13 protein-coding genes are annotated in these 11,451 nt (G+C 58.8%); 1 reads left to right on the top strand and 12 read right to left on the bottom strand.

Features of this window, described 5'->3' with window-relative positions:
* Position 1: 1 nt before the first annotated feature.
* The 9 genes from mltG to AC3I0A_RS07875 form a co-directional block, all read right to left on the bottom strand.
* Positions 2 to 1,174, bottom strand: coding sequence for an endolytic transglycosylase MltG (mltG, locus tag AC3I0A_RS07915; protein WP_489377120.1), 1,173 nt, complete (start codon positions 1,172 to 1,174; stop codon positions 2 to 4).
* A 3-nt stretch (positions 1,175 to 1,177) separates the two neighbouring features.
* Positions 1,178 to 1,993 (bottom strand): aminodeoxychorismate lyase, encoded by an 816-nt coding sequence (pabC, locus tag AC3I0A_RS07910; protein ID WP_489377119.1) that lies wholly within the window; start codon positions 1,991 to 1,993, stop codon positions 1,178 to 1,180.
* Entirely contained in the window at positions 1,993 to 3,237 is a 1,245-nt protein-coding gene (gene fabF / locus AC3I0A_RS07905; RefSeq protein ID WP_489377117.1) for a beta-ketoacyl-ACP synthase II, read from the bottom strand. Before fabF ends, pabC begins: the two co-directional genes overlap by 1 nt.
* Before the next feature lie 110 nt (positions 3,238 to 3,347).
* On the bottom strand, positions 3,348 to 3,584 hold the full coding sequence (acpP, locus tag AC3I0A_RS07900) for an acyl carrier protein (protein ID WP_004371293.1): 237 nt from the start codon (positions 3,582 to 3,584) through the stop codon (positions 3,348 to 3,350).
* 193 nt (positions 3,585 to 3,777) lie between these two features.
* On the bottom strand, positions 3,778 to 4,521 hold the full coding sequence (gene fabG / locus AC3I0A_RS07895; RefSeq protein ID WP_489377116.1) for a 3-oxoacyl-ACP reductase FabG: 744 nt from the start codon (positions 4,519 to 4,521) through the stop codon (positions 3,778 to 3,780).
* A gap of 18 nt (positions 4,522 to 4,539) precedes the next feature.
* Positions 4,540 to 5,478: an ACP S-malonyltransferase gene (gene fabD / locus AC3I0A_RS07890; RefSeq protein ID WP_489377115.1), complete on the bottom strand. Its 939-nt coding sequence runs from the start codon at positions 5,476 to 5,478 to the stop codon at positions 4,540 to 4,542.
* A 125-nt stretch (positions 5,479 to 5,603) separates the two neighbouring features.
* On the bottom strand, positions 5,604 to 6,614 hold the full coding sequence (gene plsX, locus AC3I0A_RS07885; protein WP_489377114.1) for a phosphate acyltransferase PlsX: 1,011 nt from the start codon (positions 6,612 to 6,614) through the stop codon (positions 5,604 to 5,606).
* Between the two features lie 4 nt (positions 6,615 to 6,618).
* Entirely contained in the window at positions 6,619 to 6,801 is a 183-nt protein-coding gene (rpmF, locus tag AC3I0A_RS07880) for a 50S ribosomal protein L32 (RefSeq protein ID WP_003179396.1), read from the bottom strand.
* 13 nt (positions 6,802 to 6,814) lie between these two features.
* Positions 6,815 to 7,342 carry a YceD family protein gene (locus AC3I0A_RS07875; RefSeq protein WP_008152342.1) on the bottom strand — a complete coding sequence of 176 codons (528 nt, stop codon included), beginning with the start codon at positions 7,340 to 7,342 and terminating at the stop codon, positions 6,815 to 6,817.
* 105 nt (positions 7,343 to 7,447) lie between these two features.
* Here AC3I0A_RS07875 and AC3I0A_RS07870 point away from each other — a divergent pair, with 105 nt between their 5' ends.
* On the top strand, positions 7,448 to 8,026 hold the full coding sequence (locus AC3I0A_RS07870) for a Maf family protein (RefSeq protein WP_489377113.1): 579 nt from the start codon (positions 7,448 to 7,450) through the stop codon (positions 8,024 to 8,026).
* Positions 8,027 to 8,164: 138 nt separating this feature from the next.
* Here AC3I0A_RS07870 and sppA read toward each other — a convergent pair whose 3' ends face one another.
* Genes sppA through rluC form a run of 3 tightly spaced genes read right to left on the bottom strand, consistent with a single transcriptional unit; the run spans position 8,165 to position 10,790 of the window.
* Positions 8,165 to 9,154 carry a signal peptide peptidase SppA gene (sppA, locus tag AC3I0A_RS07865; protein ID WP_489377112.1) on the bottom strand — a complete coding sequence of 330 codons (990 nt, stop codon included), beginning with the start codon at positions 9,152 to 9,154 and terminating at the stop codon, positions 8,165 to 8,167.
* A 21-nt stretch (positions 9,155 to 9,175) separates the two neighbouring features.
* Complete coding sequence (locus AC3I0A_RS07860) at positions 9,176 to 9,841, bottom strand: HAD-IA family hydrolase (RefSeq protein WP_489377111.1); 666 nt, start codon at positions 9,839 to 9,841, stop codon at positions 9,176 to 9,178.
* Positions 9,828 to 10,790, bottom strand: coding sequence for a 23S rRNA pseudouridine(955/2504/2580) synthase RluC (rluC, locus tag AC3I0A_RS07855; protein ID WP_489377110.1), 963 nt, complete (start codon positions 10,788 to 10,790; stop codon positions 9,828 to 9,830). Before rluC ends, AC3I0A_RS07860 begins: the two co-directional genes overlap by 14 nt.
* Positions 10,791 to 11,451: the final 661 nt, after the last annotated feature.

The following is an 11,451-nucleotide window of genomic DNA, read 5'->3' as shown; positions in this document are numbered from 1 at the left end:
GTCATTGCGGGCTTTGCGGCTCGGTCGCGTCGGGTGCGGGGATCGGCTGCTCCGGCGTCGTTTCGGGAGCCGTCTCTGGAGCGCTATCGAGAGGCGCTTCGGGTACCGGACTCGAAGCCTGCGGCGTCATCGGCGCCGTTATCGGTGCCGGGCTGGATCGATAATCCGCGCGCCGCTTGAGCTGGAACTCGCGCACCGCAGTATTGTGCGCATCCAGGTCATTGGAGAACACATGGCTGCCGTCACCACGGGCGACGAAATACAAACTGTTGCCCGGCACCGGATTCAGCGCCGCATGAATCGCTTCGCGCCCTACCATTGCAATCGGCGTCGGTGGCAACCCGGCGTTCGTGTAGGTGTTGTAAGGCGTCGCTTCGCGTAAATCTGCGCGGGTCAACTTACCGTTGTAGCGCTCGCCCAGACCATAGATCACGGTAGGATCGGTTTGCAGCAACATGCCGATCTGCATGCGTCGCACAAAGACCCCGGCAATCTGCCCACGCTCCTGTGGCACACCGGTTTCCTTCTCCACCAGCGAAGCCATGATCAGCGCCTGATAGGGCTCGGTGTAGGGTGCGTCAGCCGAGCGCTTGCTCCATTCTTTGGCGAGAACTTCATCCAGACGCTGGTAGGCTTTTTCCAGCAGATCCGCATCGGTCATGCCTCGCACAAAACGGTAGGTATCCGGAAAGAACCGCCCTTCCGGAAACACGCCGGTATGACCGAGCTTGTCCATCACTTCGCTATCGCTCAAGCCAGTGAGGGTCTGTTCAAGTTTTTCAGTTTTGGCCAGGGCTGCGCGCACCTGACGGAAATTCCAGCCTTCGACCAGGGTCAGGCTGTACTGCACCACTTCGCCACGCTGCCATAGACCGATCAGACCCTGGGCAGTCATGCCCGGCGTCATGCGGTACTCACCACCGTGCAACGGTTGTCCGTCGAGGTTGAAGCGCCAGTACAGACGCAGCCAAAAGGCGTCCCGCAGGACACCGTCGGCCTGCAGGCGAGCGAAGGTACCGCCCGGTGTCGAACCGAGTGGTACTTCAAGCAGTTGTTCCTGGGTCAGGTTGAGCGGCTGCTCCAGTGCCGAGTTCAGCTTCCAGGCCGAAGCGCCCAGCAGCAGACCTGCCAGAACCAGTCCGGTTTCCAGCAGCAGCAAGAATTTACGTCTCACAAATCAAACATCCAGTAGCGCGCGGGCAATGCCCTGCAGTTTACGGGTGAGTGGCCCAACCGGCCAGCTCAGCTCAGCATAAGTGCGTACCGGCCAGACGCCGTACACACTGTTGCAGACGAACACCTCGTCGGCCTGTTGCAGCTGATCGAGACTGATCTCGGCAACTTCCGTGGGGATGCCCAGCGACCTGGCTTGAAACAATAATTCGGCGCGCATCACCCCGGCGACGCCGCAGCGACTCAAGTCGGCCGTGCGCAAGACACCGTCACGTACCAGAAACAGATTACTGAATACCCCTTCGATCACGCGCCCAGAGATGTCCAGCATCAAGCCTTCGGCATGCCCGGCATCCTGCCACTCGGAGCGGGCGATAACCTGCTCCAGTCGATTCAGGTGCTTGAGTCCCGCGAGCAAGGGTTGCTCGCTCAGTCGCGTAGCGCAGGGGAAAAGGCGAATACCTTGTTGCCCGTAGGCAGACGGGTAAGCAGCTGGCGGATTGCCTTGCAGAATCCGCCGCGCTTGAGCGGCCGGGTCGGCAGCGTAGCCGCGCAGGCTGTCACCACGGGTGAGGATCAGCTTGAGCACGCCATCGCCCATGGCGGCGGCATAAGCCAACAGCTCGCTGCGAACCAATGATTGATCCGCAGCGATGGCCAGGCGCGAACAACCGTCGGCCAGACGCTGCAGATGCCGATCCAGCAGCAGCGGCTGCCCGGCCTTGACGGCAATCGTCTCGAACAGACCGTCACCGTAGGCCAGGCCGCGATCTTTTAGCGACAGAGCGTCAGCCGGCAGACCGTCGACCCAGCTTTGCATCAACCGGCGAACCGGCGGAACACCAGAGAACCGTTGGTACCACCAAACCCGAACGAGTTGGACAGCACCACATCGATATTCATGTCACGTGCGGTGTGCGGCACGAAATCAAGGTCGCAACCTTCATCCGGCTCATCCAGGTTGATGGTCGGCGGAGCCACCTGGCCGTTGATCGCCAGCACGCTGAAGATCGCCTCGACGGCGCCGGCCGCGCCCAGCAGATGCCCGGTCATGGACTTGGTCGAACTGACCGCCAGTTTGTAGGCGTGATCACCGAAAACGGTCTTGATCGCCTGGACCTCCGCCAGGTCACCGGCCGAGGTCGACGTGCCGTGAGCGTTGACGTACTGCACTTGCTCGACATTCAGCTGGGCATCACGCAAGGCATTGGTGATGCAACGGGCGGCACCCGCGCCATCGGCTGGTGGCGACGTCATGTGATAAGCGTCGCCGCTCATGCCAAAGCCGATCAACTCGGCATAAATGGTCGCACCGCGAGCCTTGGCGTGCTCCAGCTCTTCGAGCACCAGGGCACCGGCACCGTCGGAGAGTACAAAGCCGTCGCGACCCTTGTCCCATGGACGGCTGGCGCGAGTCGGCTCGTCGTTACGGGTCGACAGCGCGCGGGCGGCACCGAAGCCGCCCATGCCGAGGCCGCAAGCAGCCATCTCGGCACCGCCGGCAATCATCACATCGGCTTCGCCGTAGGCAATGTTGCGCGCCGCCATGCCGATGCAGTGCGTACCCGTGGTACAGGCTGTCGCAATGGCGTAGTTAGGCCCCTGGGTACCCAGATGGATAGACAGGAAGCCGGAAATCATATTGATGATCGAGCCAGGCACGAAGAACGGCGAAATCCGCCGCGGGCCTTGCTCATGCAGCGTGCGGCTGGTTTCTTCGATATTGGTCAGACCGCCAATACCCGAACCCATGGCCACGCCGATGCGTTCACGGTTGGCATCGGTCACTTCCAGGCCGGCGTTACGCACCGCCTGAAATCCGGCCGCCAGACCGTATTGAATGAACAGGTCAAGTTTGCGAGCTTCTTTGACCGACAGATATTCCTCGACATTGAAGCCCTTTACCGAGCCGCCAAAACGGGTGGAATAGGCAGAAAGGTCGGTGTGCTCGATCAGACCAATGCCACTGCGGCCAGCCAGAATGCCCTGCCAGCTGCTCGGTACATCCGTGCCCAATGGCGACAACATACCCATACCGGTGACTACGACGCGTCTACGCGACACAGCACTCTCCTTTTTCTAATGACGACACTTTGTATCAGGCCTAAAGAAAAAACCGCACGCCATGAAGGCAGTGCGGTTTTTCCATGACAGCAAGCGACGACTAAAAACTATTACGCCTGGTGGCTGGTAACGTAGTCGATAGCAGCTTGAACAGTAGTGATTTTTTCAGCTTCTTCGTCAGGGATTTCGGTCTCGAATTCCTCTTCCAGAGCCATCACCAGCTCAACGGTGTCAAGGGAGTCGGCACCCAGGTCTTCAACGAAGGAAGCGCTGTTGGTCACTTCTTCTTCTTTAACGCCCAGTTGCTCAGCAACGATTTTCTTGACGCGCTCTTCGATGGTGCTCATACCTTGTTTTCACTCCTAATGGACAAATTCAGGCAGCTGGCCAGTGGGTAAGTGTATAGAAAGGCTTTTCAGTTTTTCAACTGAAAGCTTCACTCCTCGAACCCTATCGACCCTCTGCCTATAAATAGATTGCTGCTTTATAACGGATTTTAGACAGCTCGTATGACATTTTTTTGAAGCGATCCGTCACAATTTAACTCATGTACATCCCGCCGTTCACCGGGATTGTAGCCCCAGTCACGTAAGCCGCACCGTCCGACGCAAGAAAAGCGACCACAGACGCGATCTCTTGAGCTTGCCCCAGACGGCCCAGCGGAATTTGTGCCTGCAAGGCTTCACGCTGTGCCTCGGGCAGTTCACGGGTCATATCGGTGTCGATGAACCCTGGGGCCACCGAGTTTACCGTAATCGAACGCGAACCGACTTCACGCGCCAGTGCACGACTGAAACCTTCCAGACCGGCCTTGGCGGCTGCGTAGTTTACTTGGCCTGCGTTGCCCATGGCACCCACAACCGAACCAATACTGATAATTCGACCCCAGCGAGCCTTGGTCATGCCACGCAGAACCCCCTTGGACAGGCGAAACAGACTGTTCAGGTTGGTATCGACGACATCATGCCACTCGTCATCCTTCATGCGCATCATCAGGTTATCGCGGGTGATACCCGCGTTATTGACCAGAATCGCCGGCGCACCGAACTGTGCCTGAATGCTCGCCAACACAGCCGCTACAGACTCGTCGCTGGTGACATTGAGTTCCAGGCCAGTGCCTTGAATACCATTTTCTTTCAGGGTCGCAGCGATACGCTCGGCACCCGAAGCGGAAGTCGCCGTGCCGATGACGATAGCACCCAAACGACCCAATTCAAGAGCGATGGCTTGGCCGATACCACGGCTGGCGCCAGTAACCAGTGCAACTTTACCTTGCAGACTCATGCAGGCTTCTCCTTAGATTCAGGCCAGTGCCGCGCGAGCGGCAACGAAGGCATCCGGGGTATTCAGGTTGGAGGTCGACACGCCTTCGGCGCAGCGCTTGTTCAGGCCAGCCAGCACTTTGCCAGGGCCGCACTCGACCAGCTGGACAGCGCCATTGGCTGCCAGGCACTGGACAGACTCGACCCAGCGTACCGGCTTGTAGAGCTGCTCGAGCAGATCACGAGTGAGGGTCTCAAGATCCGTCGCAACACTGGCGCTGACGTTCTGCACCAACGGGATTTGCGGAGCCTGCCAGTCGATCGCAGCGATCGATTCGGCGAAACGCTCGGCAGCCGGACGCATCAATTCGCAGTGGGACGGCACGCTGACCGGCAACGGCATCGCACGCTTGGCGCCGCGCGCCTTGCAACCTTCGATGGCGCGCTCGACAGCGGCCTTGGCTCCGGCAATCACCACCTGACCCGGCGAGTTGAAGTTGACCGCGCTGACCACTTCGCCTTGCGCAGCCTCTGCACAGGCTGCCAGCACATCGGCATCTTCCAGGCCGAGAATCGCGGCCATGCCGCCCTGCCCGGCCGGTACGGCCTCTTGCATCAACTGACCACGACGCTCCACCAGCTTCACGGCATCGCCCAGGCTCAGGCTGCCAGCCGCGACCAGCGCGCTGTATTCGCCCAGGCTATGGCCTGCAACGTAAGCCGGGCGTGCGCCGCCCTCAGCCAGCCACAAGCGCCACAATGCGACGGACGCAGTGAGAATGGCCGGTTGGGTTTTATCGGTTTGATTGAGTTGCTCTTCCGGACCTTGCTGGGTCAGTGCCCACAGGTCATAACCCAGAGCATCGGAAGCTTCTTTGAATGTTTCAAGGATCAACGGGTACTGCGCGCCCAACTCGGCCAACATGCCGAGGGACTGCGAGCCCTGCCCTGGAAAGACGAATGCGAGGGATGCAGACATTTAACAAGCCCCTAATGATCTTGTCGTCGGAGAATTGACGTCCCTTATCAGGGACACAAGAAACTGACATTTGGATGACTGATTGAACTGAGCGGTCACATTTAAGCATTCCCGAACGAAAACGCCTAAAGCAATAGATCCTCAAGACGACCGTGCAAGCGTTCCGGCAGGTTTTCCTGGATCTCGATCAAGGCTCGCTGGATCGCACTCTGGAACCCCTGAACCCCGGCCGAGCCATGGCTTTTCACGACGATACCCTGCAATCCGAGAAAGCTCGCGCCGTTGTACCGCGCGGGCGTCAGCTCGCCCTGCAAGCGACGCATCAACGGCAGCGCCAGGGCTCCGACCATTCGCGACGCCAGGTTTTGCTTGAACAACGCCTCGAGTCGTGCCGCAATCATGGTCGCCAGACCTTCGCTGGACTTGAGCAGGATATTGCCGACAAAACCATCGCACACCACGACGTCCGCCTCACCACGGTACAACCCATCGCCTTCGATAAAGCCGATGTAGTTAAGACCTCGCGCATTTTGCAGCAGAGTGGCCGCCAGTTTGACCTGCTGATTACCCTTGATGTCTTCGGTGCCGATGTTCAGCAACGCCACCCGCGGGCGGACAACACCCAGGGTCTCGGCCGCGACCGAGCCCATGACGGCAAATTGCAGAAGATGCTCGGCACTGCAATCGACGTTCGCACCCAGATCGAGCAACTGACAAAAGCCGCGCTGAGTCGGAATGGCCGCAATCATCGCCGGCCGGTCAATACCCGGCAGGGTTTTCAGCACATAACGTGACAACGCCATCAGCGCACCGGTATTGCCGGAACTGACGCACGCCTGAACCTTGCCATCTCGCAGCAATTCAAGCGCCACACGCATCGAGGAGTCCGGCTTGCCGCGCAGGGCTTGCGCTGGTTTTTCGTCCATGGCAATCACTTGCGCAGCCGCCACGATACTCAGACGTGCGCGATCCACAGCCGGCTGGCTGGCAATCAGCTCTTCTAAAAGGGAGGATTGACCGACAAGGGTCAGGTGCAACGAGGGCGTAGCAGACAGACAAGCGAGGCTGGCCTGAACAATGCTGCGGGGACCGAAGTCCCCGCCCATTGCGTCAATCGCGATGACTTGAGCGGACAAGTGATTACTCGTCAGCGCCCTTGTCGATCACTTTACGGCCACGGTATACGCCTTCTGGCGATACGTGGTGACGCAGGTGAACTTCACCGGTGGTTTTTTCTACAGACAGGGTGCTAGCCTCGAGAGCGTCGTGCGAACGACGCATGTCACGGGCAGAGCGGGATTTTTTGTTCTGCTGAACAGCCATAATTGATTAACTCCTAAACGTTTGGGTCACGCTTTAACTGCGCCAATACACTGAACGGGTTGGACCGCGTTACCTCGTCCTCGCTCGGTTCGGGCTCATCGAGACCCGCCGGCTGCTGGCATTCTTCCGGATGATGAGCAGGCACAATGGGCAAGGCGAGCAAAAGCTCCTCCTCGATCAGTGACTGCAGATCCAAAGGATCTTCGCCCAGTTCCAGCACGTCATAACCTTTCGGCAACGACTGGGTATTCGCACCCTCTTTCACCACAGCATAACTGCATTCGCTGTGGATCGGCAGGGTGACCAGCTCAAGACAACGCTGGCAAACCATTTTGACCTCGGTGTCGATAAAGCTGTGGATAACCACAGATTTACGTTCATCTCGCTCAAAAACGAATTTAGCCTGCACCGTACCGACAGTATCGGAAAGCGGGTCGCAGAGTCTCTCCAAATCGGCCAGCAGCATTTCACCTTGAAGGGTGGTGCCACGATCAGCCAATTTGCGCGGGTCAACGTGAGGTGGAATCGGGTCATTCAACATAGGCGCAGCATTATAGGGATGCCCCCAGCCATGTCAAAGGAAATTCAGCCCTGTCCGTCACTTGCAAGCCTCGCTAGAATTCGCGGCCATCCTCAGGAGAACCGCATGCTGCCTTTATTACTTGCTTCAAGCTCGGTCTATCGCCGTGAATTGCTGGCTCGCTTGCAGCTTGCATTTACCTGCAGCTCGCCGGATATCGACGAGAGTCACCGCCCTGGAGAGCTCGCGATCGACCTGGTCAAACGCCTGGCCACAGAGAAAGCCCGGGCCCTGACCAGCAGTCACCCGGCACACCTGATCATCGGCTCCGACCAGGTTGCGGTGCTCGACGACCGGATTATCGGCAAACCCCACACCTTTGAAAAGGCCCGCGAGCAACTGCTGGCCGCCAGCGGCGCCAGCGTGACCTTTCTGACTGGCCTGGCATTGCTCAACAGCCAGACCGGCCACTGCCAGGTCGACTGCATTCCCTTCACCGTGCACATGCGAACCCTCGATCAAGCCCGGATCGAACGTTACCTGCGCGCAGAACAGCCCTACGACTGCGCTGGCAGCTTCAAGGCCGAAGGTTTGGGGGTAAGCCTGTTTCAAAGCACCGAAGGCCCGGATGCCACCAGCCTGGTCGGCCTGCCGCTGATTCGCCTGGTGGACATGCTGCTGGCCAAGGGCGTGCAGATCCCCTGATCTAAAAAACACCCAAAAACCAATGTGGGAGCGAGCTTGCTCGCGATGACGGAGTGTCAGACGACTACAATGCCGACTGCCCTACCGCTATCGCGAGCAAGCTCGCTCCCACATTAGATTTGCTTCGCTCTGCAGATCTCAGCGCAACGCCGGCCCTTGAAAGCCCATCCACATGGCCATTTGCTGGGCAATACTGGCCCCGATTTTTTTCGAGAAGCGATCGAATGGCGACTCTTGAACCGTGAAGTCGACCAGTTCTTTCTCGCCGATCACATCCCGCGCCACCGAACTCGCACTGCCCAGACCATCGATCAAGCCCAGTTGCAGCGCCTGCTCACCCGACCACACCAGACCAGAGAACAGCTCGGGATGTTCTTTATCCTTGAGCCGCTCGCCACGTCCCTGCTTGACGCTGGCGATGAACTGACGATGAGTGGTATCCAGCACACTCTGCCAGAAACGGGTTTCTTCAGTCTTTTGCGGCTGGAACGGATCGAGGAACGATTTGTGTTCGCCCGAGTTATAGGTCCGCCGCTCGACACCGAGCTTCTCCATGGTGCCGACAAAGCCATAACCCGCCGCCGTCACACCAATGGAGCCAACCAGACTGGCCTTGTCGGCGTAGATCTGATCCGCAGCGCTGGCAATGTAATAGGCACCAGAAGCACCGATATCCGTAATCACCGCATACACCTTGATATTCGGATGCAGGCCGCGCAAACGACGAATCTCGTCATAGACATAACCCGACTGCACCGGACTGCCGCCAGGGCTATTGATCCGCAGCACCACGCCCTTGACCTTCGAGTCTTCGAAAGCGGCCCGCAAGCCGCCGACAATATTGTCGGCACTGGCAGACTCCTTGTCGGCGATCACGCCGTTCACCTCAACCACAGCCGTGTAGCCAGGACCGCGCGCCGCGCTTTTTTCCATGTCCATCAGCGGCGTAAACAGCAGCAACATCCCGAATAGATAAACGAACGTCAGCAGCTTGAAGAAAATCCCCCAGCGCCGCGAACGCCGCTGCTCTTGCACGCCAGCCAGCAGAGTCTTTTCCAGAAGCTTCCAGCTTTTATCGTCACCGCCGTCAGCGCCAGCCTTGCTCGGCGCTTTCCATTCATCGGTCATGCCATATACCCCAGCAAAAACTTAATGGGCTCGCCGGCTCAGCCAGGCGTGCAATTCAGAAAAATGATCAATGGCCAGGCGCGGCTCGAATGCACGCAAAGCCTCCATTGATTGAGCACCATAGCTGACAGCAACCGACTCCATCCCTGCATTGCGTGCCATCAACAGATCGAACGAAGAATCGCCCACCATCAACGCCTGCTCGGGCCGGACCTCGCAATGGGCGAGAATCTGCTCGAGCATCAACGGATGCGGCTTGCTGGCGGTTTCGTCGGCGGCGCGGGTGATATCAAAGTAATCCTCCCAGCCATGGGATTTCAATACTCGGTCCAGCCCACGACGGGCCTTGCCGGTGGCCACCGCCAGATGATAGCCCTCGGCACGAAAGGCCTCGAGCGACTCGACCACGCCGGCAAATAGCGGCGAAGGCTCAGCCTCGAGCGCAATGTAGTGATCAGCATAGCGCTGACGGAACGCCACCAGCTCAGCGTCGCCGATTTCCGGATACAGGGTGCGAATCGCCTCGGGCAAACCCAGACCGATAATGCCCTTGACGGCAAAATCGTCTCGCGCCAGCAAATCCGAGCGCTCAGCCGCGACCTGCATCGCCTCGACAATCCGACCAATGGAGTCGGCCAGGGTGCCATCCCAATCGAAAATCAGCAGTTTGTAATCAGAGGGGTGCACTCAGGCGCTCCACGGTCTTGGCCCACATATCGTCCACCGGTGCCTGCAGCTTCAGCTCACCACCATCAGGCAGCGGCACGGTCAGCATGTAGGCGTGGAGGAACAGGCGCTTGCCGCCCAGGTCGCGAATTTCCTTGCTGAAATCTTCATCGCCATACTTGGTGTCGCCAGCGATGCAATGCCCGGCGTGCAAGGTATGGACACGGATCTGGTGAGTCCGGCCGGTGATCGGCTTGGCTTCGATCAGGGTGGCAAAGTCGCCGAAGCGGCGCAGGACCTTGAACACGGTCACGGACTCCTTCCCCTCCTCCTCGTCGACCTCGACCATGCGCTCGCCGGAGCGCAGATTGCTCTTGCCCAGCGACGCACGGACTTGCTTGATCGAGGCCGCCCAGTTACCGCGGACCAGCGCCATATAGCGCTTATCGACGCCATCGCCGCGCAATGCCGTGTGCAAGTGGCGCAACATGCTGCGCTTCTTGGCGATCATCAACAGGCCGGACGTATCACGGTCGAGACGATGAACCAGTTCGAGCTCCTTGCAATCGGGCCGCAACTGACGAAAGGCTTCGATCACCCCGTAAGTCAGGCCGCTGCCGCCATGAACCGCGATGCCGCAAGGCTTGTTGATCACGATCAGCGCCTTGTCTTCGAAGACAATCGACGCCTCGAGGCGCTGCAACAAACCCTGAGCCAAAGGCACCGGTTCATCGCGCTCAGGCACGCGCACAGGCGGCACACGGACAATATCGCCCGCCTGCAGCTTGTACTCGGGCTTGATCCGACCCTTGTTCACGCGCACTTCGCCTTTACGCAAAATGCGGTAAATCAATGTCTTGGGCACGCCTTTTAACCGGGCAAGCAGGAAGTTATCGATTCGTTGGCCGGCATATTCCGGCGAGACCTCAAGCAGCTGGACGCTGGGGGTCGGGGGGGCAGTAGTCGTCATGCCGCGAATGATAACAATTTTTTATGGAATTGAAGCACTTAATGATTGCTGCTATAGTCGCGAACGCCGCCAAAAGCGGCTGGACAGCGGACCAACGGTCGTCGACCGACCCTGACCAACGCAATTCATCAGGACGCGAGGCCGTCCTACGGGGCTTTCGCTACAATTATGGAAGGTTCGCGATTGTAACAAGCGCAGGTGACATGAGGCCTGAAGCGAGCGCAAAAAGCAGAGTGATTACTCGCCTTTTACGCCGATATTCACGGCCAGTTCACAAAGTGCAGTCGATCTCGAATGAGCCTGAGCGAAGGTTTCGGAAACAACGCCTAATTAGCCATGATGCGTGACCTCCCCTTTCGGAGCTCACGGTAAATGCCAACCCGCTGCGGATTCTGCGCGCGGCAGCACCCGAATTATCAGGGATACGTGTAGGGTGGAGATGCACAACCGTCGGACTGTGTAGCACTAGGCTTATATTTAGACGCTTCATCTCGTCCACAGTCGCCGGCTGATTCCTCCTCCTGACTGAGTGCTTAGTAGCCACAGCAAGCAGGACGCGTACGTCGCGACTTCGCCCCCATTGGTCGAACTCGCTAGACACTGGAGTGGCCAACCACTCCTGACGCACCTGACACCGACCATGAGAAGTCGTGTGTGCCGA

The organism is Pseudomonas sp. KH_024_B2 (assembly GCF_057839965.1).
Note: the sequence above shows the minus strand (reverse complement) of the source record. Positions and strands in the feature narration are given on the sequence as shown.